The sequence below is a fragment of the Weizmannia sp. FSL K6-3076 genome (assembly GCF_038007245.1).
In the GTDB taxonomy this organism is placed as follows: Bacteria; Bacillota; Bacilli; order Bacillales; family Bacillaceae_C; genus Weizmannia; species Weizmannia faecalis.
This window is the reverse complement of the sequence record NZ_JBBOWU010000001.1, coordinates 3290898-3317708: the sequence shown is the minus strand read 5'-3', so window position 1 is coordinate 3317708 and position 26811 is coordinate 3290898. Positions and strand designations below refer to the sequence as shown.

Here is a 26811-nt window from a genome sequence, read left to right as displayed (position 1 = left end):
AGAACCCCGTTACCCTTATGCAGCATGCGTTCTTTTTTCACTGTAGCATCATCCCGGGGCAAACGGGCCGGATAAGACAAAGGATTTCAATCCGGGATTGGAATCCTGATTAACTCACAAGGGTGGTGAAGTGAAGTGGCATCCTTACGCGATATAAAAAACCGGATCAACTCTACGCAGAAAACAAGCCAGATTACGAAGGCCATGCAGATGGTGTCGGCTGCAAAACTGAACCGTGCGGAATTGTCCGCCAAATCATTTGTCCCTTATATGGAGAAAATGCAGGATGTAGTGGTCAGCATTTCCCAGGGGACAGGCGGCGTCCGGCATCCGATGCTTGTTTCCCGCCCGGTTAAAAGGACCGGTTATTTCGTGATCACATCTGACCGCGGACTGGCCGGCGCTTTTAACAGCAACGTTTTAAGGCTTGTAACCCAGACCATTCGGGAACGCCATCAATCTGATGATGAATATGCGATTATTGTTATCGGCCGTACAGGATACGAATTTTTCAGGCGTCTAAAGATGAATGTTGTGCTGCAGATTGTCGGCCTGTCTGACCATCCGACATTCCAGGATATCGAAAATATTACAAAGAAAACGGTCGCGATGTATGAAGACGGGACATTTGATGAGTTGTATTTGTATTACAACCATTTTGTCAGCGCCATTAGCCAGGATGTGACGGAAAAAAGGCTGCTGCCGCTTACGGATGTAACGACGACAAACCGGCTCATTTCCTATGAATTTGAACCGTCTGCAGAAGAAATCCTGAGTGTTTTGCTGCCGCAATACGCAGAAAGCCTCATTTACGGCGCACTGCTGGACAGCAAAGCAAGTGAACACGCGGCACGCATGACTGCAATGAGAAATGCGACGGACAATGCAACTGAATTAATCGACTCGTTGACATTGACATATAACCGTGCCCGCCAGGCATCCATCACACAGGAAATTACGGAAATTGTCGGTGGAGCAGCTGCACTGGAATAATTTCCGTTTTGGCAAACCGCTCTTTTGTCGAAACGGAACGGGCATGTGCCATCAAGCAAGTTAGGAGGGAACAGTATGAGCATTGGACACGTTCTGCAAGTAATGGGTCCGGTAGTTGACGTAAAGTTTGAAAATGGTCAGCTCCCTGATATTTATAACGCATTAAAAATCAATTATAAAGCAAAAAATGCCAATGAAGTGGATATCAATGTCACACTGGAAGTTGCATTACACCTGGGCGATGATGCCGTCCGCACGATTGCGATGGCTTCCACAGACGGCATCCGCCGCGGCATGGAAGTGGTGGACACAGGTGCGCCGATCTCTGTACCGGTAGGGGAAGCAACCCTTGGCCGTGTATTTAATGTCCTCGGGGAAGTCATTGACCTTGACGGCGAACTGAAAGGCAATGTGCGACGCGACCCGATCCAAAAACCGGCGCCTTCTTTCGAGCAATTATCCACGCAGGTTGAAATTCTTGAAACCGGCATTAAAGTCGTTGACCTTTTGGCGCCTTACATCAAAGGTGGGAAGATTGGCTTGTTCGGCGGTGCCGGCGTTGGCAAAACCGTGTTAATCCAGGAACTGATTAACAACGTTGCACAGGAACACGGCGGTATTTCCGTATTCGCCGGCGTAGGAGAACGGACACGTGAAGGGAACGACCTCTACTACGAAATGAAAGATTCCGGCGTTATTGCCAAAACAGCGATGGTGTTCGGACAAATGAACGAACCGCCTGGCGCACGGATGCGTGTCGCTTTAACAGGGCTGACGATGGCTGAATATTTCCGTGATGAGCAAGGGCAGGACGTATTGCTCTTTATCGATAATATTTTCCGTTTCACACAGGCAGGTTCTGAAGTTTCTGCGCTGCTCGGCCGTATGCCGTCAGCCGTAGGTTACCAGCCGACCCTTGCAACCGAAATGGGTCAGCTGCAGGAACGGATTACGTCGACCAATAAAGGTTCCATTACTTCCATTCAGGCGATTTACGTACCTGCTGACGACTATACTGACCCGGCTCCGGCCACAACATTTGCCCACCTCGATGCGACGACAAACCTTGAACGGCGTTTGTCGGAAATGGGGATTTATCCTGCTGTGGATCCGCTCGCTTCGACATCAAGGGCATTGTCCCCTGAAATTGTCGGGGAAGAGCATTACAATGTTGCCCGCCAGGTACAGCAAACATTGCAACGTTACCGCGAGCTTCAGGACATTATCGCGATCCTCGGGATGGACGAACTGAGCGAAGATGACAAAATGATTGTTGCGCGGGCTCGGCGCATCCAGTTCTTCCTGTCGCAAAACTTCCACGTTGCGGAACAATTCACAGGCCAGCCTGGATCTTATGTGCCGGTTAAGGAAACCGTCCGCGGCTTTAAAGAAATTCTTGAAGGGAAATACGACCATCTTCCTGAAGATGCTTTCCGCCTCGTAGGCACGATCGAGGATGCTGTGAAAAAAGCGGAAGCCATGGGTGTAAAAGTATAATACGGGACCGGGAGGAAGCAAAATGAGGACATTTGAAGCCAGTGTTGTCACTCCGGACGGCCCGGTATACAATGCGGAAGTAGAAATGGTTATTGCAAAGGCCAAAAGCGGCGAGATCGGCATCCTGTACGGGCATGTTCCGCTTGTTGCGCCGCTTGATATCGGCGTTGTCCGGTTTAAAAACGGCGACCAGGAAAAAGTGGTTGCAGTGAGCGGCGGCATTTTGGAAACACGGTCCAATCAAGTGACCATTCTGGCGCAGGCTGCCGAAACCCCCGAACAGATAGACATCCGGCGGGCGGAAGAAGCAAAGCAGCGCGCAGAAAAAAGATTGCATCAGTCCCATCAGGATGATGTTGATTTTAAACGGGCAGAGCTTGCGTTAAAACGCGCGATGAACCGGATTGATGTCTACCGCCACTTTTCCAGATAACCGCTTTTCCATATTGTCATTTTATGATCAAAATAACGGCACCTTCTGCTTTTTCGGAAGGTGTTTTTCTTTAAGCGGCTGATTTACCGGGCAGGCGCCTGAACGGACTAAAACAGGAAGGGAATGAGGACAGATGACAGCCGAATTCGGAACGCAGGCAGTGCTCAGCATCCTTGTGAATTTATTTTTTATTGGCATGACGTTTTGGATCCTCCAAGCCGTCCACATTGAAAAGATCATAAAGAAAAACCACATTGTCCAGGCAAGGCTCTTGTATATTTTCCTTTCTGTCGCAATCGGATACAGCGTCAGCAATTTTTTCCTTGATTATTTGCTGTGGGCGCAGCGCCTGCATTTCCTGTTCCAATGACGGGTGTCGTCAAGCATTGTTTCAAAATTCCAATTGATTGGTTCTTTTGAGGCTGGAAAATGGTTCATTTTTCCTGTTTCCAAAAAATCATCTGTTGCATACAATTTAGGTATGCTTTTTTGACAAAATTCATTATACTAGTGTATAGGGTGTCAAAACTTGACGACTTTTACCTGGTATTTCTGCCGTCTCTCTTGTTAACACTTTTAATAAGAGAGAGGGGAGCGCAAAGATGAAATTCCGATTTGTATATCCGGTTTTGGCAATTGTAGGTTTGACACTTATTTTCATGGGGAATAAGACAGATGCGGCCAATTTTACGGATCAATTGCAGTTATTTCAGGCGTCCATTGCAAAATTAAACGGCAAAGTCACTGAATGGTCTTTATATACAAGAGAACCCCTGAGGGCGCCGTCCGAACCGGAATGGGCCGAAAAAGTGCAGACATTGCAGGATACATTCCCTGAAATGCACTGGTCGGTAAAAACGGACAGGCATGTGAAGGTGCTCACGGGCAAGCTGGAAAAAAGCCATTATGTCGAAACCGTAAAATTGATGTCGACCCTATCAAATGCTGAAAACGGTTCGTATATCATTTATGAAGTGAATGGCAAAGGATGGGACCGCGCGCAAATGCGTAAAGTCAATCAACTGGTATCTGCCCGCACTCGAGCGCTTTTTACGAAAAAGCCCATGGTTTTCTCTTGTATCAAAGGCGAATTCAGTGATAAAATGGATCGTGTTTTGTTACATGAAAAAAAAGAACAACTGCTGAAACGTCTTGATGCGAAAGAAACTGAAACAATGGAAGAAAAGAACTTTTATGCAGTTTCCGGATACTCGCCTAAGTTTTCTGAAAATATCCATGCCAAAAACCGGAAAATGAATGTGCAAATCGGTTTGCGAAACAGCGGTTTGAGCGGTAAGACAACGGTCGTAATTGGCACACCCATCATTACGATTGAATATTAATATAGAGAATATGGACGCGGAGGGGAATACTCTTGGAAAAGATCATCGTCCGCGGCGGAAACAGGCTTCAGGGCGCCGTTCAAGTGGAAGGCGCAAAGAATGCCGTATTGCCTGTGATCGCTGCATCGTTATTGGCAAGTGAAGGAAAAAGCATCATACGTGATGTACCACAACTCTCCGATGTATTTACAATCAGTGAAGTGCTGCGCCACCTGAATGCTGAAGTTACGTTTCTGGAGAATGAAATCACTGTAGATGCATCAAGGGAGTTATCAATTGAAACGCCTTTTGAATATGTACGCAAAATGAGGGCATCTTTTTTAGTGCTGGGGCCGTTACTGGCAAGAACCGGGAAAGCAAGGGTCGCATTACCGGGAGGCTGCGCCATCGGATCCCGCCCTATTGACTTGCACTTAAAAGGATTTGAAGCAATGGGCGCCAAAGTAGATGTGGGAAACGGCTTTATTGAAGCGTCGGTATCCGGCCGCTTGCATGGCGCGAAAATATATATGGATTTTCCAAGCGTCGGCGCAACCCAGAATATTATGATGGCCGCATCGCTGGCTGACGGACAAACGGTCATTGAAAACTGTGCAAAAGAACCTGAAATTGTGGATCTTGCCAATTTCCTGAATGAAATGGGCGCGAATGTAAAAGGTGCCGGCACGGGAACCATCAAGATCGAAGGTGTGGAGAAGCTGCATGCTGCTGATCATACCATCATACCGGACAGAATTGAAGCAGGGACATTTATGGTTGCTGCTGCGATTACAAAGGGAAATGTGTTGGTAAAAGGTGCGGTACCTGAGCATATTTCTTCCTTAATTGCAAAACTGGAGGAAATGGGTGTAACCATCATTGAAGAAGAGAACGGCGTCCGGGTTATCGGCCCGGAAACATTAAAGGCAGTAGACATCAAGACAATGCCTTATCCGGGATTTCCGACCGATATGCAGTCGCAAATGATGGCGCTCCTTTTGTGTGCTGAAGGCACGAGCGTGATTACGGAAACGGTATTTGAAAACCGATTCATGCATGTGGAAGAATTCCGGCGCATGAATGCGGATTTAAAAATAGAAGGGCGTTCGGTTATTGTGAACGGGCCGTGCAATTTGCAGGGGGCTGAAGTTGCCGCAACAGACCTGCGGGCAGCCGCCGCTTTAATTATTGCCGGGCTGGCGGCAAAAGGCATCACCCGGGTGACCGAATTAAAACATCTGGATCGCGGCTATTTGAACTTTCATTTAAAACTGGCTGCACTTGGGGCCAACATTGAAAGGGTCGACGATGAAGCGGAAGTTGCGCCGGCAAAACAAGATCAGTTGCTTGCTGACGCCAATCTCTAGTTTGTATAAAAACCTCTGTACATATTCCCCATGTGCAGGGTTTTTTTTTTCGCCATTTTTCTGCCGCTGTTCCCATTATGGACAAAACGGGCCGGTTTCAAACGTATAGGTCCTGATTTTTCATATAGTTGTTGAACAGTTTATGCTGAAACGCCGGCCAGTGCGTTCTCTCCTGCCCCAAGCGTGCGCCCCGCAACTTTTCCGATGTGCATCTCTCCTCCTTTGCCCATAAGCGCGCCGGACGGTTCGGTGGCTTTTTTTTCAGTGCCGGCAAATGCTTGCCCCGTGCTTGTCCCCCACAACGTTCTAGCATGCATTTTTAATCATAAATGCTTGTCCCGTCCCATAAATTGGAGTATAGGCTTTTCACCACTTCGACCATATGGAGGCGTCAGCATGAAACCAATCAAACCTGTTGTAGTCGCAGCGATCCTCGTACTCGCCTTTTCCTTCCTTATTCCGGCCCTCGTCGTCCTTCCGTTCCACAACGACAAGGTGAGCGGAAAATTGCATGAAAAAAAACCGGCAAAGGAGGAGAAAAAAGCGGCATCCGTCCAGGTATCCGTATACAGAAGCATGGAGAAAAAGGTTGACCGCGTGCCAATGGAAGACTATGTTGCAGGCGTGGTCGCAGCTGAAATGCCTGCAACGTTTAAACTTGAGGCATTAAAAGCCCAGGCACTGACTGCCCGCACTTTCATCGTCAACCGGATGTTAAATGGCGGAAACAGGGATTTGCCGGATAATGCCAATGTGACAGATACGGTCAACGACCAGGTATATTTGAGCCGGGATGAACTGAAAAACGTTTGGGGGAAAGCGTATCAGGAAAAAATGGAGAAAATCAACAAAGCGGTCGCTGCAACAGAAGGCGAAATTATCACTTACCATAACAAGCCGATCGATGCAGCGTTTTTCTCAACCAGCAACGGTTACACAGAAAATGCCGGCGATTACTGGTCCAATGCCGTTCCATATTTAAAAAGCGTGAAAAGCCCGTGGGATCAAACCTCGCCAAAATTCAAGAAAGTCACATCCATCCCTGTCACGGCGTTTGAACAAAAACTCGGGGTCCGGATGCAAGCGAATGATACGGGAACCGTCTTATCCAGGACAGAAGGAAAAAGAGTGGCGAAAATCAAAATTGCCGGCAAAGTTTTCACCGGCAGGCAGGTGAGGGAAAAGCTGGGGCTGCCTTCTTCAGATTTTACATGGGAAAGAAAAGGAAATGAAATTGAAATTACAACGAAAGGATACGGGCACGGCGTCGGCATGAGCCAGTACGGGGCAAACGGCATGGCACAGGAAGGGAAAGATTATAAAGCGATTGTGGCGTATTATTATCAAGGCGTCACGGTTCAGCCATTCAGCCAAATTGCCGGAGCCGGCGCCCTAGCAAAAAAATAACCCCTTTCGAGACAAAAATTTTTTAAACTTGATGTATAAACAAATGAAGAAATGTTCAGAATGGTTGCTGAGGTGATGATAAATGAGAGAGGAAGAAAAGAAACGGCCTTCTCAACCAAAGAACATAAAAAATTTCTTCAAAAAACGCTGGGTCTATCCGGCAATCTATTTAGTAAGCGCGGTGCTGTTGATTACAGGGATTATTTGGTATCAGTCGCTTGGAACCCATTCGGCAAAAGAAAAATTTAAAAACGATGTATCCATCAGCCAGAAAGGATCCGGCAATGAAGCAATCGAAGTAAACAAAGCGGTAGAAAACTTCAGAATGCCGGTACAAAAACCTGAACTGGCCACGATTGAGAAGAAGTTTTACGATGCGAATGCTTCCGTCAAGGACCAGGAAGCCGCACTTGTTGTATACGGCAACACGTACCAGCCGAACCAGGGAGTCGACATTACGATGAAAAATGGCAAAACATTTGACGTTGTCGCTGCAATGGGCGGCACTGTTACAAAAGTGCAGGAAGACGCTGTTTTGGGCAATGTCATTGAAGTCGAACATGACAAAGGTGTGACGACCGAATACCAATCGGTAAAAGACATTGCGGTGAAAGAAGGCGATACGGTTAAGCAAGGACAAACGATCGCAAAAGCCGGCCGGAGCGAGCTGAACAAAGCAGCCGGGACGCATCTTCATTTTGAAATCCGCAAAGATGATGTAGCGGTCAATCCGGAAGGCTACTTCAATAAAACGGTCAGCGACGTCAAAACGCCGGAAGTTTCATCTGATAGCAGCCAGTCTAAGCAAAGCCAGTCTTCTGAAAAAACATCAACCAGCCAGAAAAGTCATTAAAACACAGCCCGCGCTGTAAACAGGACAGAAAACCTCTGTCCTTTTTTTATGTTTTCCGCCTGCTTCCCGTAAAAAAGCAGTTTCTTGCATAAAATGGTACACAAGCTAATAAACTGTTACAAACTTGACAAAAAAGCGAGAGTGTTTGAGGTGAGGAATCGTTAATGACGGGAACATCTTCGCTACAGACTTGATTATATTCTGCACCATCAGAAAGGCTTCACTTTCTGCCGCAAGCATGAACAGCCTGCGGGACCCAGTACAAAATTGAATCCAGCGAGTCTCATTTCACACGCCTCACATCCAATTTTTGGGGAGGGCGAGTAGTGTGCACGATTACATCAAAGAGAGGACTATCAAGATTGGGAAGTATATCGTGGAGACGAGGAAAACAGTTCGCGTAATTGCGAAAGAGTTTGGCGTATCCAAAAGTACTGTCCATAAAGATTTGACGGAAAGGCTGCCGGAAATCAATCCGGAACTGGCAAATGAGGTAAAGGATATCCTCGATTACCATAAATCTGTCCGCCATTTGCGCGGAGGGGAAGCAACGAAGCAAAAATATAAAAAAGAAGAGTATCCAGTCACAGAATAACAGCAAAACCGTTAGCAGCGCTTTCCGGCTCATGAGGGCTCCATGATCCCTGAAAGAAGCAATCGAATTGCGCGGTTGCTTCTTTTTACGGACCGGATCGGTTTGGGGAACGATTCCGGTGACAGTGCGCAGCTGCTTCCATCCGGTAAACAGCTGTCGCAAAATTAAAAAGGACACCCATGCGGAAGCCGCTTTTTTGAAAGACCGGCCCCTGTAAAATCCCCTCCGTTTACCCCGCTTGAAAAATACCCGAAAATAAAATTTGACGTATGTGTAAAATTTTACTCGACGGGGCAGATGAGTGGAAAAAAATGGGAAGACGCTCTATCATCTAATTGTACACTTCAAGATGAACATCTAGAGAGAGAGGTCTTCCCATGGATATTATATCAATAATTGCTGGATTATTAAAGGATACAAAGAGTCTTATCGAATTTGAAGAACAGCTTAAACTTCTGATGCAGAAGGCTTTTACACAATGGGTTGGGGAAATATTTGAAGAGTTAGATAAAATAATTAAACAGGAGAAGTTAGAGGAGGGCTGGGTGTACTGCCGGAGTGATAACAGAAGCGTTCAGTTTCTATTTGGAAGTGTGACTTTTAAACGTTCATTAATGCGTGATAAGAGAGGGAACTCACATTATCCCTTGGATGAATGCTTGGGGCTGGTACCCCACCAGAGATATAGCCCGTTAGTGGAATTAAAGGTGGCAGAGTTGGCAAGTGAGAACACCTATCGGGAAGTAGCTGATATTTTAAAAGAGTGGACAGCAGTGAGTCTTAGTCACACAACTGTAGGGAACATGGTAAAACACGTAGGGAAAACTCAGGCGGAAGCCGATAAGGCACTTGTAGAAGAGCTAGAAATAGCTGTTTCCCTGCCTGAGGGGAAGAAGGTAGACTACCTGTTTTCTGAAGCAGATGGTGTATTCGTTCGGGGACTAAAAAAGAAACAGAGTATGGAAGTCCACCACGCCATTCTCTATGAGGGATGGGAAACCAATGGTAAAAGGGTCTCCCTGCGTCAGCCCACAGTCATCATGACAACGGAAGCCATCCAGACATTTTGGGATGAAGTCCAAGCCACAGCTGCCAACACCTACTCCCTCGAAAAAACGCATGTCATTACAAACAGTGATGGAGGTGCGGGATACACAGCTGAACGGTTTCAAACAGCTTTCTCACAGTCGGAATTTCCGGTGCTCAACCAGCTGGATACCTACCACGTTGCACAAGCCATCATAAGGACATTTGGGGGCGGAAAGAGCGAGATCAAGGAGCAAATTAGAAAAGCGATTAGAACGCATGACCTGGACCAATTCACGTTATATTTGGATACGCACGAAAGCACCTTGACGGATAAAAAGGCTCTCAAGAAAATCAAGGAATTCCGTTCGTATATCTTGAAAAACTGGGACCGCATTTTTGACTGGAGGGACAGGGTGAAAAACGTGCCGGAAGGTGCGAGAGGCCTAGGAGCGATGGAATCGAATCAAAGGCATATCTCCTTCAGGATGAAAAAAAGGGGCATGCATTGGAGTGAACTTGGCGCAGAAGCCATGGTGAAAATCAAACAAGGCATACTCAATGGGACATTGAGAGAAGCCTATCTGAAACACCGTTCAAGAAGCGAGAGAAAGCAACGGAACTTGAAACAATCCATCAGGATGTCTCAACTACTCAAGCAGCCTGTACGCCCGTCAGTGGGCGTAAAGCACGGATCAGTTGCCCTGCATTCAAGCAGTTCATCGGCAATGGGACATTTAAGCAAAATATTAGAGCTTTCGTTTTAAGCCTGGCTCAGTGGGGACTGATCGTTGAGGCGCGCGAAATTCACGAGACTCCTGCGGGAAAAGCGAGCCAGGAGAGACCCCGCAGCGAGGTACAAGCGAGGAGGCTCGCCGGCCGCCCGCGGAAAGCGAGTGGATTTCGCGCGCCTCAACATCCCCGTTATCCATCTTTATACGGAAATATTACATCTTTTCCGAAAATTATACCGAGCAAGTAAAACACGGTAGCCGAAAGTGTACAAAAAGAGTGTCTTGGAATACCCGATATTTAAACCTTGTCGAGAAAAACTTGACACATACAAATTTGACAAATGATCCCGAAACCCGGCAAAAATATGCTAAAATAAATAATCAGGGATAACAGACAATGATAGACTTCGAATAGATAAATCGTCCTAAAAAAGTTTGAAAAATGAGGAAGGAGCACATACATGTTTGCAAAGGATATCGGAATTGATTTGGGTACCGCGAATGTACTGATCCACGTAAAAGGCCAGGGAATTGTGCTGAATGAGCCATCTGTTGTGGCGATTGAGAAAACAGCCAATAAAGTGCTCGCAGTCGGGGAGGAAGCGCGCCGCATGGTAGGCAGGACACCAGGCAATATAGTCGCCATCCGCCCGTTGAAAGACGGTGTCATTGCCGATTTTGACGTAACAGAAACGATGCTGCGGTATTTTATTAACAAGCTGAATGTAAAGGGATTCTTATCGAAACCGCGCATTTTGATTTGCTGCCCGACAAATATTACGAGCGTGGAGCAGAAAGCGATCCGCGAGGCAGCAGAAAAAAGCGGCGGGAAAAATGTTTACCTGGAAGAAGAACCGAAAGTGGCGGCCATCGGTGCAGGCATGGACATTTTCCAGCCGAGCGGGAACATGGTGGTTGATATCGGCGGCGGCACGACGGATATTGCGGTACTATCGATGGGGGACATCGTGACAAGCTCGTCCATCAAAATGGCCGGTGACAAATTTGACAATGAAATTCTGCAGTATATAAAACGGGAGTACAAACTGCTGATCGGCGAACGGACGGCGGAGAATATCAAGATGAATATCGGCACGGTATTTCCGGGCGCCCGCAATGAAGAAATGGACATCCGGGGCAGGGATATGGTTTCCGGCTTGCCGCGGACGATTACGATTAAATCTGCTGAAATTGAAAAAGCGCTGCGTGAATCCGTATCCATCATTGTCCACGCCACGAAAAACGTTTTGGAGAAAACGCCTCCTGAACTGTCAGCCGACATCATTGATCGTGGTGTCATTTTAACAGGCGGTGGGGCCCTTTTGCACGGTATTGACCAATTGCTTGCCGAAGAAATTAAAGTACCGGTCCTTGTTGCCGAAAATCCGATGAGTTCTGTAGCGATCGGAACAGGCGTCATGCTTGAAAATATCGATAAAATTTCAAAAAGAAAACTCGTTTAATCAAACGTTTGATGAATGCTCCAGCGAGGTGAATGGCAATGTTACGGGGTTTGTATACAGCGGCTTCCGGGATGATCGCCCAGCAGCGGAAAACGGATTTGCTCGCCAATAATTTATCCAACGCAGATACGCCGGGATATAAAACGGACCAGTCATCGATCCGCTCTTTCCCGAAAATGCTGCTCAGTTATATGGATAAAAACGGGACAACAGGCGAAGTGGTGAAATCGGTCGGGTCACTTGCGACCGGTGTTTACATGCAGGAAACACTGCCGCTTTTTAAACAGGGCGACCTTGAAGAAACAGGCAACCGGACCGATTTGGCCATATTCGATCAAGCTTCACCGGAGGGGAGCCTGTTCTTCCGCATCGATGATGGCAACGGCCATGAAGTCTATACGCGGAACGGGAATTTCACGGTAAACCCGGAAGGCTATTTAACGACCGCTTCCGGCCATTATGTGCTGGATGAAAACGGGGGCCGGATTCGGACAGGGGGAACCGATTTTTCCGTCGATGCGGCTGGCGCGGTAACGGAGAACGGGCGCTATGCAGGTACGATCGGCCTTGCTTACGCCCAAAATCCGGCACAGCTTGAGAAAACAGGCGACGGTTTATATACGCTCGCGAATAACGGTGCGCTGCCGGCTGCAGGCCAAAACGGCTTTCAAATCAAGCAGGGCTTCCTGGAATCTTCCAATGTCGATGAGACAAAAACAATGACAGATATGATGAGTGCTTACCGCTCTTTTGAAGCCAATCAAAAAGTACTGCAGGCTTATGATGCAAGCCTCGGCAAAGCCGTAAACGACGTAGGAAAAGTATAACGGAGAATGGTAGGGTGAAATAGCGCCATGAATCAATCCATGCTGACAGCAACGAACACGCTCAGGCAGTTGCAGGACAAAATCGATACCATCAGCCATAATGTTGCCAATGTGGATACAAACGGCTATAAAAGCAAACAGGCGAGCTTTACCGATCTGCTCGTCCAGCAAATCAACAACCAGCCGGATACATCCAAAGAAACAGGCAGAAAAACGCCGTACGGCATCCGGACCGGCACGGGGGCAAAACTGGCACAAGCGGTCATTTCCCCATCGCAGGGGGCACTTGAACATACCGGACGCGCCCTTGATATGGCCTTTACAAAAGAAAACCAGTATTTAAAAGTGCTTGCCCGGGCAAATGGCAGTGATGAAGTGGCATTTACGCGCAATGGCGCATTGGAAGTGTCCCCGCTCGGAAACAATAGAAGTGTGCTCACTGATGCGAACGGGAACCCTGTCCTGGATGAGCATAACGCGATGATTACATTTCGGGGCAATGTAGCAGATTACGCGATCAGGCCAAACGGGACCTTGCAGGTGGCATACAGTGATGGCACGCGGGAAAGCTTTAACCTCGGCGTTGTCCAAATGCGCAATCCGCAAGTGCTGGAACAGGTCGGGAACAACTTGCTGAGACTGCCGCAAAACGTTAATGCGGCAAATGTGTACACAGATTTGACAGGTGCAACCCGCAGCCAGATTTCTATGCAGCAGGGCGTGCTTGAAAAATCGAATGTCGACCTTTCCACTGAAATAACGGAGCTAACGAAAACAGAACGGTTGTATCAGTTCCAGTCAAAGACGATTACATTGTCCGACCAGATGATGGGCCTTGTAAATAACATCCGTTCCTGATGATTCGTTTTTTACGGAAAACAGCTGTCTTGCACTTTAAGGCGGATCCCGGGGAAGGCAGCTGTTTGGATCCTGCCCCCGCCTTGTTCGCTCCCGGATTGAAACTGAAAATGGAGGATTTTTGCCAATGTTGGATTTGCAACAAATTAAAGACATTCTCCCGCATCGTTATCCTTTTTTATTGATTGATCGTATTCTTGAAGTGGAAGAAGGAAAACGTGCGGTTGGAATCAAAAATGTATCTGGAAATGAACCCTTTTTTGCCGGCCACTTCCCGTCCTATCCGGTCATGCCGGGTGTATTGATTGTGGAGGCGCTCGCACAAGTGGGCGCTGTCGCCATGTTAAAAAAGGAAGAAAACCGCGGGAAACTTGCGCTTTTTGCAGGGATTGACAAATGCCGGTTTAAACGCCAGGTGAAACCGGGAGACCAGCTTCATCTCGAAGTGGAAATCATCCGCTTGAAAGGGCCGGTCGGAAAAGGCAAAGCGGTTGCCACCGTCGACGGGGAGCTTGCCTGTGAAGCGGAAATCATGTTTGCGCTTGAAAAATAAAGACGGGGCACCAGGCCGCTTTTTCCCGAAAAAAAATCAGCCGGATGTCCAGCTGACAAAAAAGAAAAGGGGATAAGAAGAGGATCGGTATTGATAACAAACACATTCTCTCTGATGGGGCAAAATAGGAGAAACATTTAGGAACTGGTAAATGGAAAAAAGTTAGGAAAGGAAAACTCTTACGTTACTTCAGGTGTGGCACGAGTGCGGGCATTTTGCGGCTCTCTTCCTCTATCCGTTTTACTTCCTGCATCAAAAGTGCAAGCTGCCGGTTCAGCATGCCCTGCTTGACGATCATATCCGCTAAGACCCGCTCAAGTGCATCCAACCGTTTTGCTGCATCTTCCATTGCATGCTACCCTCCCTGACCGGTTTTTTGCAGCGGCTTGTTTTCCGGCCGTTTGCTTAAAAATTGGACTGTGTCGGCAATGACTTCGGTGACATAAACCCTTTTTCCTTCTTTATTATCATAATGGCGGGTCTGAATCCGACCGGTAATGCCGAGCATGGAACCTTTTGCGCAATATTTGCTTGTGTTTTCTGCGATTTTATTCCAAAGGGTACATTGGACAAAATCGGTTAACGTTTCGCCAAATTGGTTCCGGTAATGGCGGTTTAAGGCAAGCGTAACATTTAACACCGGTTTTCCATCTGCCGTGTAGTGAAGATCCGGATCTTTTGTAAGCCTTCCAACTAATGTGACCTGGTTAATCAACTGTGCCACCCCCTTCCTGCATTTATCTTACCGGCTTTCCATTTTCGTGTAAAATCGTCATTTTTCAAAAATCGCCCCCTTTTTTCGGGCAAAAATCAATTTTTCACGCGTGATTTTTACAAATTTCGGCGACAAAAAAGGGATATGGTATAATTTAAAATTTTTTTCGTATGGAGATGGGCATTGTCGGCCGGCAAAAACATGGCAGTCACCGGTCTTTTGAGACGAGGGGAGAAACTTGGCGTGATCGGTGATCGTAGGTTGGATGTATGTTATAATTTTTACAAACGAATAGGGAGGAAAGGGATGAAAACATTTAAGATCCTGTCACTTACCATTTTGAATGACGGCGAACGGGTGTCGATTCCGTTGATTGACGGGTTGATTCTGAACAAGGAAGACGGAAGGGGCACCTGGCTGATTGAAGCGTACACGGAGCGCAAGTATTTGCCGTTTTTTGCGGAAAGAGAAAAGCAGCAGACGGAGCTTGATACCGAAGTCGTGATCACTTACGAGAACAATGATCCGGCACCGCTTTCGACCCGGGTTAGGGGAATAAGAGAATTTGACGGGACGATCAGCGTTCTGCTCGAAGGGAAAATGCGCTCGAGACGGATCGCGTATGCGGAAAAACTGCTCGAGGAGCTGGTCCGCGAAGGGTATGAAGGCGAGCAATTAATTGAGGCATTTAAAGAAAGATTAAACGGAAAAGGCCGCTCTGCGTCATAAAACAGAGCGGCTTTTTCCTTAACTTTGCAGCAAAACCAAATGTTTCAATTCGTCATCGGACAGCTCAGTTACCCAGTTGTCACTTTGGATAATTTCGTCGTTCAGTGCCTGTTTTTTTTCAAGCATGGCGTCAATCTTTTCTTCAAGTGTGCCGGTCGCAATCAATTTATGGACATGGACAAACCGCTGCTGTCCGATGCGATGCGCCCTGTCTGTTGCCTGGTTTTCAACAGCCGGGTTCCACCAGCGGTCATAATGAATGACATGATTGGCCGCTGTTAAGTTCAAGCCCGTTCCCCCGGCTTTTAAGCTCAGGAGAAAAACAGGGAACGCCTTGTTTTGAAAATCACGGATCAACTGGTCGCGTTTTGCTTTCGGCATGCTTCCGTTTAAAAACGGAACGTCAAGACCGAACAGCTCCTTCATCATTTGCCGAATCATCTGGCCCATCCCGATATACTGGGTGAAAATCAGGCATGATTCTCCCGTATTCAAAATGGCTTCTGTCAGCGTGGCCAGTTTTTCCAATTTAAATGACCGTTCCAAAAGGTGCGCCGGTTTTTCTTCTTTCAGAAACAGGGCAGGATGGTTGCACAGCTGCTTCAGCCGGTTCAGCATCTGCAAAATCAGCGCTCTTCTGCCAAGCCCGCTCAGCTGGTCGATCCCCTTAAAAGCATTTTGCACCGTTTCTTCATACAGAGCCGCCTGCTCCGCCGTCAGCGGGCAATATTCTTTTTGCTCCAGCTTTTCGGGCAGATTCAGTTCCACATCCGGATCTTTTTTCGTCCGGCGTAGCAAAAACGGCTGAATGAGGCGCTTAAGCTCGCGGATTTTTTCTTTCGATCCATCCTTTTCGATCGGGGCGATGAACCGTTTTTGGAACTGCCTGAACGTGCCCAAATAGCCTTTATTGGTAAAATCAAAGATCGCCCACAGTTCTGAGAGCCGGTTTTCCATCGGGGTGCCGGTCAAAGCAATATAGTGCCTGCCCTTTAGTTTCCGGATCGCCCGCGACTGTTTCGTCTCCGCATTTTTAATGTTTTGCGCTTCATCAAGGGCGATCGTGCTCCATTCCACAGCTGACAATGCCTCGAAATCAAGGTTGGCAATCCCGTAGCTCGTCAGTACAACATCGGCATGTTGATAGTAATCCCCCAGTTTTTCTTTTTCCCGGTTCGGTCCGTAATGGAGGGCGACATTTAAGCTGTTTCCAAATTTTTCGATTTCCCGCTGCCAGTTGCCGAGGACAGATGTCGGACAGATGATAAGCGCCGGTTTTTCCGGCTGTTTCGTATATTTCACATGGAGAAGGTAAGCGATCAGCTGCACGGTTTTCCCAAGCCCCATATCGTCTGCCAGTACGGCGCCAAACCCGCAATCACGCAAAAAGGCAAGCCAGTTTAAGCCGAGCTGCTGGTACGGCCGCAAATCGCCCTGAAATCCGGGCGGGATCGGGACGGATGGCATTTCGGTCAGATTGGAAAGCTTTCGGATAAACTTTTTTAATGACTGGTTCAGTTCAATTTGAATCCGGGCGAGCGCCTGCACATCCTCTGTTTCTTCTTCATCCGTTTCCTCTTCGGATTCGGAAGTTTGTGCGAGCAGATCCTGAAGATGGAGCCCCTCTTTTTTGGCTTTTTCCATAAGCGCCTGCAGCGATCGAATCATCTTCGGATCAAGTGTGATCCACTCGTCTCCCGCTTTCACAAAGCGGCGCCCCTTGTTGATCAGATTTTGGAACGCTTCTTCGCTCATTTCTGCCCCATTTAAGGAAATCCGCCAGTCAAATTCGAGCACCGTATTAAGATTAAAAAAAGACCGGTAGCTTGTGTTTTTTTTCAGTTTAGCTTTCAGCCGCATATTGGCGTTTTTAACGGATGACCACCAGGACGGCAGCATAATTTCGACACCGAGCGGGAGAAGCTTTTCGCTGGCGTGAACGAAGAATGCCCATGCTTGGTTTTCTTCGAGTTCATTGCGCAGCTGCCCGTTTTCATCATGAAGCCAAGGGAACAATTTTCCCCATCTTGCCTGTTCGAGCCGGATCTCTTCTTCAAATGGCTGCCATTTTTTATACAGCTTTTGCCGAGGGTAGACGAGCAGCCGTTCCGGTTTATCACGGTCGCGCAACACGGTCTCAAGCTTCCAGTACCCCCCATCCGTGTCAGGTTCAAAAAGGCGGATCCCAATTGTAAAGGGGAGGGACGCTTCGCCCGCCCATAGTTGAAAGCGTCGCTTGTCAAAATAGGAGGTGAGTTCCTGGTTTGTAAAGCCTGATTTTTTCAGCTCCATGAATTGCCGCTTCAATTGCGGCCGGCTGGCGATAAAAGAACGGGCCGCTTCTCCGTACCATTCGGAGAGCACGCGCGACAAAGGTTTTTCATCCAGCTCCCGGTCCCAAAATGACGGGTTGAACTCGTGGATGACGGTATCAGGCAGCTCTATCGCCCATGCTTCTTCTTCCGGAAGTGCAGCCGCTGTCGCAAGCCAGCCGCCGCTTAAAACGGCATCAAGCAGCACGGGAGCCACAGCAAGATAAATTTGCCCGCGTTCATCCCAATCCCATCGCAACATCGAACTGAAACCTTCTTTTCCGAGCAGGGACAAAAGCGTAAAGCTGTCGGCCAAAATCCCGCTGCGGTTTCCGAAACGCGTGTACGGTATGAAGGCGCCATAAAAACTTTCTTCATGCCACATCAACAAAGACGGCGCCCAGTAGGAAGGATCGGCTTCGTTTCCGGCCCGGTCTTCGGCATATAAGAAATAACGCCCGCCCGGATCCGGTTGTATATTGATTTTTACATCATATTCCATCTGCATCGGTCAAATTTCCCCTCCTGCATTCTTCCTGAAAAGCGCGCATCCGTTTTGTCCGTTCCTTGATTTCGTCAAAGAATGCGTACCACCTTTCCTCTTCATGGCGTTTCCGGTAAATGGCTTTTAATTTTTTCAAATAGCGGACGGCTTTTTGATAGGACTTCCGGTTTTTTTCCCCGATACAGATGCCGACCGCCCGGTGGTAAAGAGGGAGGAGGACTTCAGGTGCTTGCTTTGCAACCCGTTCGAGTTTTTCTTTTGCCATATCCTCGGGTGTATTGCCGATCAGTGTCTGGAGTTCCGCCCACTCCCTGTATCTTGCGGATAAAAATAAAATATCCCCGTATTTCGGGGCGCTGACAGGCAAAAAGGCGCGGTACAGTTTTTCCAGTAATTTCAGCTGCTGGGCGGAGAGCGCCTGTTCATTGATGGAGCGGAAAAACATTCGCATATAGGCAGCCTTGTCATAGTCATCCCCGCATGTTTCCAAAAGGCGCGGGATCATCGGCACGGCGGCGGAAATATAGCGGGACAGCCTCTCATCTGCTTTCAGTTCCAAAAACCAGTACGGCATATATACGGCTGTATGGGCGCCGCTTGCAGCCAGCTGCCCGAGAAAAAACAGCGCGGTGTCGTCATTCCCGAGCAAAAAGGCGAGATGTATAAAGCAGAGCACCTTCAGAGTGGAGAGGTTTTCACCGGCGTCAATGCTGTTTAAAATTTCCTTTCTTAAACGCGCCTCTTCCTCTTTCCGCCAATTTTCTTTCTTGAGCAGGCGCGACCAGAGCATCCGGTAAAAATCAACGGTTTCCAGTTCATAGATGGATGCACTGTCCGCCAGCTCGCGGGTGTTCTCGCGAAAATAAGCAATAAACGGATCAAAAGCAAACGGGAGCGCTGCGGACGACAGCCGGTTTGCCGCCTCTTCCGCTTCGCCGGCCAAAAACTGCATGAGAGCCGCGGACGAAAAAAAGCCATTTTTCAAACAAACCGTGTGAAGGTATTTAAACAATTCATAGGCAGCGGCCAGTCTGTAAAGCGGTTCCCATTCCCGTTCGACCGGCAAAAAAAGGGTGAGCCGGCGGTAAACTTCCCTTGCCGAGAGATCGAGAAGAAATTCATCCTTCACATTGATCTCTTCAAACGCGGTATGGAAATCATCCAGCCACATGCTGATGGTTTGCCCGGTTGTTTCCGGCTTTTTTTTCTCCAGCAAATCGCTTGCCCGCTTCACGGATTGCAGGATGTCCCCGTCCGTACTGCGGCGCTTCCACTCGCGGACCCAGTCGAATACACTGTTTGCTTCACTGTAGGCAGAGAAAAACAAAGCCATCAGGTGGCGGCAAAAACCGTCATGGGGGCAGGCACAGTCAAAATTCAACGGGTCAAGCAGGTCCAGCTCGCAATCCACCGGTGTCACATCCTGGACTTTCCCGCGCAAAAACCGCCCCGAAACCCGTTTGGCATGGACGAGATGCTGGCGGTACAACAGCAGCCCTTTTTGCACCAGTTTCTGGTGGGATTCGCGCTCCGGCTGCAACCGGTTCTGAAGTTTTGTGGCATAATCGTTCAGTAAGGCGGCCATAGGGCGACACACTTCCTTGGAAAAATATGTAAAACGAAAAGCAGACAGGCTGCTTCGGTTTGTGGCAAGTGATAATTCAACTATTTAGCATAATACACATTTCTGTTGATGTCCAGTGCGGAAAGGAGACAGTATGTGTCAAGTTTTTCTCGACAAGGTTTAAATATCGGGTATTCCTAGACACTCTTTTTGTACACTTTCGGCTACCGTGCTTTACTTGCTCGGTGTAATTTTCGGAAAAGATGTAATATTTCCGTATAAAGATGGATAACGGGGATGTTGAGGCGCGCGAAATTCACTCGCTTTCCGCGGGCGGCCGGCGAGCCTCCTCGCTCGTACCTCGCTGCGGGGTCTCTCCTGGCTCGCTTTTCCCGCAGGAGTCTCGTAAATTTCGCGCGCCTCAACGATCAGTCCCCACTGAGCCAGGCTTAAAACGAAAGCTCTAATATTTTGCTTAAATGTCCCATTGCCGATGAACTGCTTGAATGCAGGGCAACTGATCCGTGCTTTACGCCCACTGACGGGCGTACAGGCTGCTTGAGTAGTTGAGACATCCTGATGGATTGTTTCAAGTTCCGTTGCTTTCTCTCGCTTCTTGAACGGTGTTTCAGATAGGCTTCTCTCAATGTCCCATTGAGTATGCCTTGTTTGATTTTCACCATGGCTTCTGCGCCAAGTTCACTCCAATGCATGCCCCTTTTTTTCATCCTGAAGGAGATATGCCTTTGATTCGATTCCATCGCTCCTAGGCCTCTCGCACCTTCCGGCACGTTTTTCACCCTGTCTCTCCAGTCAAAAATGCGGTCCCAGTTTTTCAAGATATACGAACGGAATTCCTTGATTTTCTTGAGGGCCTTTTTATCCGTCAAGGTGCTTTCGTGCGTATCCAAATATAACGTGAATTGGTCCAGGTCATGCGTTCTAATCGCTTTTCTAATTTGCTCCTTGATCTCGCTCTTTCCGCCCCCAAATGTCCTTATGATGGCTTGTGCAACGTGGTAGGTATCCAGCTGGTTGAGCACCGGAAATTCCGACTGTGAGAATGCTGTTTGAAACCGTTCAGCTGTGTATCCCGCACCTCCATCACTGTTTGTAATGACATGCGTTTTTTCGAGGGAGTAGGTGTTGGCAGCTGTGGCTTGGACTTCATCCCAAAATGTCTGGATGGCTTCCGTTGTCATGATGACTGTGGGCTGACGCAGGGAGACCCTTTTACCATTGGTTTCCCAACCTTCATAGAGAATGGCATGGCGGACTTCCATACCCTGTTTCTTTTCCAGTCCCCGGATGAATACGCCATCTGCTTCGGAAAACAGGTAGTCTACCTTCTTCCCCTCAGGCAGGGAAACAGCTGTTTCTAGCTCTTCTACAAGTGCCTTATCGGCTTCCGCCTGAGTTTTCCCTACGTGTTTTACCATGTTCCCTACAGTTGTGTGACTAAGACTCACTGCTGTCCACTCTTTTAAAATATCAGCTACTTCCCGATAGGTGTTCTCACTTGCCAACTCTGCCACCTTTAATTCCACTAACGGGCTGTATCGTTGGTGTGGTACCAGCCCTAACCATTCATCCAGAGGATAATGGGAATTTCCTCTCTTGTCATGCATTAATGAGCGTTTAAAGGTCACACTTCCAAATAGAAACTGAATGTTTCTGTTATCACTCCGGCAGTACACCCAGCCCTCCTCTAACTTCTCCTGTTTAATTGTTTTATCTAACTCTTCAAATATTTCCCCAACCCATTGTGTAAAAGCCTTCTGCATCAGAAGTTTAAGCTGTTCTTCAAATTCGATAAGACTCTTTGTATCCTTTAATAATCCAGCAATTATTGATATAATATCCATGGGAAGACCTCTCTCTAGATGTTCATCTTGAAGTGTACAATTAGATGATAGAGCGTCTTCCCATTTTTTTTCACTCATCTGCCCCGTCGAGTAAAATTTTACACATACAAGGAGACAGCTGCAACCGGTCTATTTGTTCTTCTCGCAGACTTATGAAAGGAAATCAAACAATTTTGATGAAAACCCTTATATTTTTTTAATTTTTTTGCTATATTAAGAGTAAGACAAGAAAATTTTCATAAAACTTTAAGAAATGCCGTGTAAAATCCTATATAGATGGGAATACATATACAGATAAGGAAACAGTACGGAAATCCATGATAGATGAGGTGGTCGTATGAAAAAAAACCATGATCATTTAATAAAGATGATATCGGCCTTTTCGGAAATGGGAATTAAAACCTCTTTTACGAAATCCCGGCTGGAATTGTTCGAAGTGCTGGAAGGGAGAAAGTTGCAACCGGTTTACAAAAAACATTAATTCCTGTTTTGCGGAGCGGAAAAACGCGGGCGACCAAGCGATCGTCCGCGTTTTTTTGGTTTTGGCTTGCACCGAGGCAGGTTTTTGCTGCCTTCCATTACTCAAAAGCTTTTAACATTTCAGGATGTCCGGATTCATTTTGAAGCATGGACACGGGTTCCTGTTTTGCAGTTTGAACCGCCGGCCGTGCCGCTTTCTTTTTCACCTCGATATAGCGGATATGCATATCTTCCATTTCACTGATCGTAAAGGTGTAATCCCCGAATTCAACCGTGTCGCCCTGCTTCGCCTCGATCTTTTTGGTTAAAATCCAGCCGCCGAGGGTATCAATGTCTTCATCGGAAATTTGTGTGCCGAGCAGGTCATTCACTTCACTGATCAGTACTTTCGAGTCGATAATAAAGTGACCGTCCTTGACTTTCCGGATCAGCGGCACCTCATCCATGTCAAATTCGTCACGGATTTCACCGACGATTTCCTCCAAAATATCCTCGACCGTCACAATGCCGCTCGTGCCGCCGTATTCATCAAGCAAGACGGCCATGTGAATGCGCTCTTTTTGCATCATGACGAGCAGCTCATTAATCGGAATCGTGTCGATCACGCGGATAATCGGCCGGACATACGCTTCCAGTGACGAAGGGGGAGCCTGTTTTTTCAGTACATCGGTTAAGACTTCCTTTAAATTGATGATCCCGATAATATGGTCCTTATCTCCGTCAATGACAGGGTAGCGGGTAAACCGTTCTTCCTGCACGAGGTCCATGAACGTCCGGAGGGAATCACCTTTGGAAAGGGAGACAATCTCGGTTCTTGGCACCATAATTTCTTTCGCAATCCGGTTATCAAACTCAAAAATTTTATTTACATATTTAAACTCTGATTGATTGATTTCACCATTTTTATAGCTTTCAGACAGGATAAACCGCAATTCCTCTTCCGTATGGGCGACGTCATGCCGGGATGCGGATTCCATCCCAACCATTTTTGTAATCAGGCCGGCAGAACTGTTCAATAGCCAAATAAACGGGTACATCAGCCTGTGGAACAAAATTAACGGCTTTGCTGCAAGAAACGTAATGGTTTCCGCTTTTTGAATCGCAACTGTTTTTGGTGCAAGTTCTCCTGCCACAACATGCACAAAGGTAATGACAGCAAAGGCAAGGATGACGGAGAAAACGGCGCCAAAAGACTCCGGAAGATGCAACAGCCCGAACACGGGGGCGAGAAGATGCGATACGGTTTCTTCTCCGATCCATCCGATCAGAAGCGAAATGATGGTGATGCCCAATTGGCAGGTCGATAAATACTCATCAAGATTTGTGATGATGTTTTTTACCGAAATCGCTTTTTTGTTTCCTTCTTCGATGAGTTGGTCAATCCGGGAACTTCTAATCTTTACGATTGCAAACTCTGAAGCTACAAAAAAAGCGGAAAGTGCGATTAATATAAAAATCAGCACCAATTTAAATATGTCCAAATAAGTTTCCCTGCTCCGAATAGAGACGGGGCAGGAGTCACCTCCTGTATTTTTACAAAATTGAATGATTCTATTCCCGATTTTAGTGCCAAACCACTTCCCTGTTTAAAATGGAGGAAAGGGACTGGACGAGTGCCAGGCTGTCTCCCGATAATTGATTGCGCAATGTTTCTTTTTGCGCTTCCGGCAGTTTTTCCAGATTCGGTGTTATATCCTTCAGTTCCGTATTGAGCTGTTTTAGCTGTTCGGAGAAGAGGTTCAATTGCTGGATTAAGGCATGTGCATTCAATATGCCGTTCCTTCTGCATTCCAGTTTGGCCCGGATCGCCTTCAGCGGAAGATGCATTTTTTTGCATTCTTCTATAAACTGCAGTTCGTTTACGGCGTTTTCGTCATAAATCCGGTAATTTGCACCGGTACGTTGTGGTTTTAACAGCCCGAGCCGGGTGTAGTAATCAATGGTCCGTTTTGAAACATTGGCAATGGATGCTAATTCCCCGATGCGGTACAAAGCCCCATTGGAATCACCCCAATCTCTGAAAAAGCACACTTATATTACGACTATTATAAAACATAAATACCATACAGTCAAACGTATCGGTTAGAAATAAAATGTAATTAGGAAAATTCAATTTATTCAAAAGCAGGAAAAACCAGGTTGCGCAGCCCCCGTTAGGAGGAAGCTGCTTCCTGTTTTTTTGATACTTCCACATACAGGACGTGCGAACCTTCCATATCTTTTACTTTAAAGTCATACGATTGGAACGGCACGGAATCGCCCTTTTTTAAATCGTATTTCTGTGTCAACAGCCATCCGCCGATCGTATCCACATCATCATCGGGAATTTCGATCGCAAGGAGGTCATTTACATCTTCAATCAGCACTTTGGCGTCCAAAATATAATGCGCATCCCCGATCTTTTGGATAAGCGGGATTTCATCCGTATCAAACTCGTCCCGGATTTCACCAACGATTTCCTCTAAAATGTCCTCGACTGTAATAATGCCGGCAGTCCCGCCATATTCATCCAGTAAAACGGCCATATGGGTGTTGTCCTTTTGCATGCGAGCAAGAACACCCTGAATCGGTACCGTTTCAATGACATGGATAATCGGATTAATATACGGTTCAATCGTCGCATCATCCCTGAGATCCGGGTTTGAAACACAATCCGTCAGCACTTCTTTCATGTTGAGCACGCCGATGACATTGTCCTTGTCCCCGTCTGTAACCGGGTAGCGTGTATATTTTTCAGATTGTGCCAGCCGGATGAGATCGGCAATCCGGTCACTCTTGTCGACCGTGACTACTTCTGTGCGGGGAACCATAATTTCTTTTGCGATCCGGTTATCGAATTCAAATATATTGTTGACATATTTATATTCGGACTGGTTAATTTCACCGCTTTTTAAGCTTTCCGACAGGATAATCCGCAGTTCTTCCTCCGAATGGGTGATTTCATTGTCCGATTGCATGTCGTAACCGAGCGCTTTTGTCACAAGCCGCGAAGACTTGTTCAGCGTCCACGTAAAGGGATACATGATTTTGTTGATGAAAATCAGCGGTTTGGCGACGAGCAGCACAATATTTTCTGCTGTCTGGATAGCAATATTTTTCGGTGCAAGCTCCCCAACCACGACGCTGAAAAAGGTGATGATGAGAAAAGAAAGAATAAAGGTCACCACGTGGATGAGTGTACCGGGAACATGGAGTTTGATTAAAAGCGGATTAAAAATCACCCTTAATGTCGGCTCGCCCAGCCACCCAAGAACAAGAGAAATCACGGTGATGCCCAGCTGTGTTGTCGACAGATAGCTGTCCAGGCTGGAGATTACTTTTTTGGCGGAAGCGGCTTTTTTGTTGCCTTCCGCAATGAGCTGGTCAATTCTCGATGTTCGCACCCTTACGAGAGAAAATTCCGAGGCGACAAAAAACGCATTGGCCCCGATTAATAAGACAATAATAAGCAATTTGATCGTCAGCATGGTTTGTCCTGCCAAGAGATGCAAAAACGAATCGTTTTACATGGCCCCTGATTCGGCAAGACATGCACCTCCTTAAGAGACTCTTCCTGTATACTGTTCCCGAAAAACAGGAGAAAAAACGGGGCTTGCCCGGGAACAAGAAAGTAATTCGTCGTTTTCTGTATATTCCTATCCATATTTTGAATCATTTCAATCAGAACTGCAAGCACAAGGCGCATCTTCTCCCGGTAAAAATGATCATACTGGTTTAGGGGGTATATGGTTTTGCATTTAGTGGAAATACATTATAATCATCAGTGAGGATAAAGGATGCACGATTTTCAGATAGGAATGAAATAAAAATCCAATTTTTTTGCCAAATTTGTTAAAATAAAATTATGAGAACTGGCAGGTTTTAGTCCATAACATGTTCTGCACAATCGGGGGTAATCGTTTGAAAAACCATGGTGGCAACAGGGAGCTCATATATGTTCACGCGAATGAAGTGAATCACTATGTTTTATTGCACGGCATCTGTTTTTATGAATTTTACCATGCTTTTCCCAATTTGACGAATCTCCTTCTTCTCCGTCATCAATTTGAGGCAGGCACTGTAAATTTACATACGCTGTTTGAATATGCGGATGAGGAAACGATCGGGCGCCTGCTAGAAGAAGACATTTACAGCTACGGGGATTTTTGCTGGGTGGATTTTGAGGATGAGGAAGGGCTCGATCTGCTGGAGGGGTATGAAATTGCGGAACTGCTGTATCTGAGCCATATGAAACATCATTTGCGGATGCCTTTTTACCGGAAATTAAATAACCATTTCGTCTATTTATCGCAGGATGACGGCTACTACAGCAAAATTTATTTCCGTTCTTTCCGTGATTTTTATGCGATGCTTGGCTATGTGGTTGCCGAGCGGATCAACAGGATCAAAGGAGAGAAACCGTTTCTGTTCGGGCGGAAAAAGCGGAAAGCATTGCCCGCTATCCCGGTGGAGGTGCTGTTGCCGCTTTCGGAGAAGATGAAGGAAGGGATGGTTATTTCGATGGAATATGCCGTGCAGACCCGGGTGCAAATTGAAATCCCGTTTTGGACGATCGGCGATTTTCATGATATGGATGAAATGCACGAAGAATATGCCGCCATCTCCGGCACGCCAATCGATGGAAAAATGGTCTATGACCGCAGGATGCAGGAATGGAAAATTTTAATTCATTAGACGTCCATGCTGCAGTGAAAAGTAGCTGGCGCGTTTTAC

The 26811-nt window shown here is 47.1% G+C and carries 25 protein-coding genes; 17 read left to right on the top strand and 8 right to left on the bottom strand.

All coding sequences use genetic code 11. The features are described 5' to 3' along the window. Nucleotides 1–135: 135 nt before the first annotated feature. The 14 genes from atpG (at nt 136) to fabZ (ending at nt 13928) form a co-directional block, all read left to right on the top strand. Entirely contained in the window at nt 136–993 is an 858-nt protein-coding gene (gene atpG, locus NSS95_RS15725) for an ATP synthase F1 subunit gamma (RefSeq protein WP_014096766.1), read from the top strand. 75 nt (nt 994–1068) lie between these two features. Continuing rightward, a complete protein-coding gene (gene atpD, locus NSS95_RS15720) occupies nt 1069–2490 on the top strand; it encodes a F0F1 ATP synthase subunit beta (RefSeq protein ID WP_014096767.1) in 1422 nt (473 codons plus the stop codon). A gap of 22 nt (nt 2491–2512) precedes the next feature. Beyond that, nucleotides 2513–2923 carry a F0F1 ATP synthase subunit epsilon gene (locus tag NSS95_RS15715; protein WP_014096768.1) on the top strand — a complete coding sequence of 137 codons (411 nt, stop codon included), beginning with the start codon at nt 2513–2515 and terminating at the stop codon, nt 2921–2923. Between the two features lie 133 nt (nt 2924–3056). Beyond that, nucleotides 3057–3293, top strand: coding sequence for a DUF1146 family protein (locus tag NSS95_RS15710; RefSeq protein WP_014096769.1), 237 nt, complete (start codon nt 3057–3059; stop codon nt 3291–3293). A gap of 232 nt (nt 3294–3525) precedes the next feature. Next, entirely contained in the window at nt 3526–4266 is a 741-nt protein-coding gene (locus tag NSS95_RS15705) for a YwmB family TATA-box binding protein (RefSeq protein WP_061577332.1), read from the top strand. 32 nt (nt 4267–4298) lie between these two features. Beyond that, nucleotides 4299–5612 carry a UDP-N-acetylglucosamine 1-carboxyvinyltransferase gene (gene murA, locus NSS95_RS15700; protein ID WP_014096771.1) on the top strand — a complete coding sequence of 438 codons (1314 nt, stop codon included), beginning with the start codon at nt 4299–4301 and terminating at the stop codon, nt 5610–5612. A 396-nt stretch (nt 5613–6008) separates the two neighbouring features. Further along, the gene (gene spoIID, locus NSS95_RS15695) at nt 6009–7019 is read left to right on the top strand and encodes a stage II sporulation protein D (RefSeq protein WP_017550311.1); all 1011 of its coding nucleotides are present in this window, start codon (nt 6009–6011) and stop codon (nt 7017–7019) included. A gap of 82 nt (nt 7020–7101) precedes the next feature. Continuing rightward, entirely contained in the window at nt 7102–7872 is a 771-nt protein-coding gene (locus tag NSS95_RS15690) for a M23 family metallopeptidase (RefSeq protein WP_014096773.1), read from the top strand. 328 nt (nt 7873–8200) lie between these two features. After that, nucleotides 8201–8467: a sporulation transcriptional regulator SpoIIID gene (spoIIID, locus tag NSS95_RS15685; protein ID WP_014096774.1), complete on the top strand. Its 267-nt coding sequence runs from the start codon at nt 8201–8203 to the stop codon at nt 8465–8467. 377 nt (nt 8468–8844) lie between these two features. Then, nucleotides 8845–10260 carry an ISLre2-like element ISBco6 family transposase gene (locus tag NSS95_RS15680; protein ID WP_340713910.1) on the top strand — a complete coding sequence of 472 codons (1416 nt, stop codon included), beginning with the start codon at nt 8845–8847 and terminating at the stop codon, nt 10258–10260. A gap of 428 nt (nt 10261–10688) precedes the next feature. Beyond that, complete coding sequence (locus NSS95_RS15675; protein ID WP_014096775.1) at nt 10689–11690, top strand: rod shape-determining protein; 1002 nt, start codon at nt 10689–10691, stop codon at nt 11688–11690. Nucleotides 11691–11728: 38 nt separating this feature from the next. Continuing rightward, nucleotides 11729–12517, top strand: a complete 789-nt coding sequence (locus NSS95_RS15670) for a flagellar hook-basal body protein (protein ID WP_014096776.1) — start codon at nt 11729–11731, stop codon at nt 12515–12517. Nucleotides 12518–12544: 27 nt separating this feature from the next. Then, a complete protein-coding gene (locus NSS95_RS15665; RefSeq protein ID WP_014096777.1) occupies nt 12545–13375 on the top strand; it encodes a flagellar hook-basal body protein in 831 nt (276 codons plus the stop codon). A gap of 127 nt (nt 13376–13502) precedes the next feature. After that, a complete protein-coding gene (gene fabZ, locus NSS95_RS15660; protein WP_014096778.1) occupies nt 13503–13928 on the top strand; it encodes a 3-hydroxyacyl-ACP dehydratase FabZ in 426 nt (141 codons plus the stop codon). A 184-nt stretch (nt 13929–14112) separates the two neighbouring features. Here the strand turns inward: fabZ and NSS95_RS15655 are convergent, their stop codons facing one another. Then, entirely contained in the window at nt 14113–14277 is a 165-nt protein-coding gene (locus NSS95_RS15655; RefSeq protein ID WP_013860712.1) for a hypothetical protein, read from the bottom strand. Between the two features lie 6 nt (nt 14278–14283). Beyond that, entirely contained in the window at nt 14284–14643 is a 360-nt protein-coding gene (locus NSS95_RS15650) for a single-stranded DNA-binding protein (protein ID WP_014096779.1), read from the bottom strand. 306 nt (nt 14644–14949) lie between these two features. On the opposite strand from NSS95_RS15650, the gene NSS95_RS15645 reads away from it, so the two are divergent. Then, nucleotides 14950–15372: a YwpF-like family protein gene (locus NSS95_RS15645; protein ID WP_014096780.1), complete on the top strand. Its 423-nt coding sequence runs from the start codon at nt 14950–14952 to the stop codon at nt 15370–15372. Between the two features lie 18 nt (nt 15373–15390). Here the strand turns inward: NSS95_RS15645 and NSS95_RS15640 are convergent, their stop codons facing one another. The 3 genes from NSS95_RS15640 to NSS95_RS15630 form a co-directional block, all read right to left on the bottom strand. After that, nucleotides 15391–18192 carry a DEAD/DEAH box helicase gene (locus NSS95_RS15640; protein WP_017550307.1) on the bottom strand — a complete coding sequence of 934 codons (2802 nt, stop codon included), beginning with the start codon at nt 18190–18192 and terminating at the stop codon, nt 15391–15393. Then, entirely contained in the window at nt 18176–19774 is a 1599-nt protein-coding gene (locus NSS95_RS15635) for an SWIM zinc finger family protein (protein WP_168985767.1), read from the bottom strand. Before NSS95_RS15635 ends, NSS95_RS15640 begins: the two co-directional genes overlap by 17 nt. Nucleotides 19775–20202: 428 nt before the next feature. Continuing rightward, nucleotides 20203–21618: an ISLre2 family transposase gene (locus NSS95_RS15630; RefSeq protein ID WP_340714019.1), complete on the bottom strand. Its 1416-nt coding sequence runs from the start codon at nt 21616–21618 to the stop codon at nt 20203–20205. 337 nt (nt 21619–21955) lie between these two features. On the opposite strand from NSS95_RS15630, the gene NSS95_RS15625 reads away from it, so the two are divergent. Beyond that, nucleotides 21956–22099, top strand: coding sequence for an Lmo0850 family protein (locus NSS95_RS15625; RefSeq protein WP_013860706.1), 144 nt, complete (start codon nt 21956–21958; stop codon nt 22097–22099). A gap of 97 nt (nt 22100–22196) precedes the next feature. Here the strand turns inward: NSS95_RS15625 and NSS95_RS15620 are convergent, their stop codons facing one another. From NSS95_RS15620 to NSS95_RS15610, 3 genes are all read right to left on the bottom strand, one after another. Continuing rightward, a complete protein-coding gene (locus NSS95_RS15620) occupies nt 22197–23579 on the bottom strand; it encodes a hemolysin family protein (protein ID WP_014096785.1) in 1383 nt (460 codons plus the stop codon). A gap of 82 nt (nt 23580–23661) precedes the next feature. Then, nucleotides 23662–24090: a MerR family transcriptional regulator gene (locus NSS95_RS15615; RefSeq protein ID WP_017551150.1), complete on the bottom strand. Its 429-nt coding sequence runs from the start codon at nt 24088–24090 to the stop codon at nt 23662–23664. A gap of 161 nt (nt 24091–24251) precedes the next feature. Next, a complete protein-coding gene (locus NSS95_RS15610; protein WP_014096787.1) occupies nt 24252–25565 on the bottom strand; it encodes a hemolysin family protein in 1314 nt (437 codons plus the stop codon). A 433-nt stretch (nt 25566–25998) separates the two neighbouring features. On the opposite strand from NSS95_RS15610, the gene NSS95_RS15605 reads away from it, so the two are divergent. Beyond that, nucleotides 25999–26772: a hypothetical protein gene (locus tag NSS95_RS15605; RefSeq protein ID WP_014096788.1), complete on the top strand. Its 774-nt coding sequence runs from the start codon at nt 25999–26001 to the stop codon at nt 26770–26772. Nucleotides 26773–26811: the final 39 nt, after the last annotated feature.

Bases quoted from the DNA above. Each gene is read 5' to 3' on its own strand.
- NSS95_RS15715 (WP_014096768.1), top strand. From the start codon at position 2,513: ATGAGGACATTTGAAGCCAGTGTTGTCACTCCGGACGGCCCGGTATAC.
- spoIID (WP_017550311.1), top strand. From the start codon at position 6,009: ATGAAACCAATCAAACCTGTTGTAGTCGCAGCGATCCTCGTACTCGCC.
- NSS95_RS15655 (WP_013860712.1), bottom strand. From the start codon at position 14,277: ATGGAAGATGCAGCAAAACGGTTGGATGCACTTGAGCGGGTCTTAGCG.
- NSS95_RS15665 (WP_014096777.1), top strand. From the start codon at position 12,545: ATGAATCAATCCATGCTGACAGCAACGAACACGCTCAGGCAGTTGCAG.
- NSS95_RS15675 (WP_014096775.1), top strand. From the start codon at position 10,689: ATGTTTGCAAAGGATATCGGAATTGATTTGGGTACCGCGAATGTACTG.
- NSS95_RS15635 (WP_168985767.1), bottom strand. From the start codon at position 19,774: ATGGCCGCCTTACTGAACGATTATGCCACAAAACTTCAGAACCGGTTG.
- NSS95_RS15680 (WP_340713910.1), top strand. From the start codon at position 8,845: ATGGATATTATATCAATAATTGCTGGATTATTAAAGGATACAAAGAGT.
- NSS95_RS15710 (WP_014096769.1), top strand. From the start codon at position 3,057: ATGACAGCCGAATTCGGAACGCAGGCAGTGCTCAGCATCCTTGTGAAT.
- NSS95_RS15625 (WP_013860706.1), top strand. From the start codon at position 21,956: ATGAAAAAAAACCATGATCATTTAATAAAGATGATATCGGCCTTTTCG.
- NSS95_RS15645 (WP_014096780.1), top strand. From the start codon at position 14,950: ATGAAAACATTTAAGATCCTGTCACTTACCATTTTGAATGACGGCGAA.
- fabZ (WP_014096778.1), top strand. From the start codon at position 13,503: ATGTTGGATTTGCAACAAATTAAAGACATTCTCCCGCATCGTTATCCT.
- NSS95_RS15630 (WP_340714019.1), bottom strand. From the start codon at position 21,618: ATGGATATTATATCAATAATTGCTGGATTATTAAAGGATACAAAGAGT.
- NSS95_RS15670 (WP_014096776.1), top strand. From the start codon at position 11,729: ATGTTACGGGGTTTGTATACAGCGGCTTCCGGGATGATCGCCCAGCAG.
- NSS95_RS15610 (WP_014096787.1), bottom strand. From the start codon at position 25,565: ATGCTGACGATCAAATTGCTTATTATTGTCTTATTAATCGGGGCCAAT.
- NSS95_RS15690 (WP_014096773.1), top strand. From the start codon at position 7,102: ATGAGAGAGGAAGAAAAGAAACGGCCTTCTCAACCAAAGAACATAAAA.
- NSS95_RS15640 (WP_017550307.1), bottom strand. From the start codon at position 18,192: ATGCAGATGGAATATGATGTAAAAATCAATATACAACCGGATCCGGGC.
- atpD (WP_014096767.1), top strand. From the start codon at position 1,069: ATGAGCATTGGACACGTTCTGCAAGTAATGGGTCCGGTAGTTGACGTA.
- NSS95_RS15705 (WP_061577332.1), top strand. From the start codon at position 3,526: ATGAAATTCCGATTTGTATATCCGGTTTTGGCAATTGTAGGTTTGACA.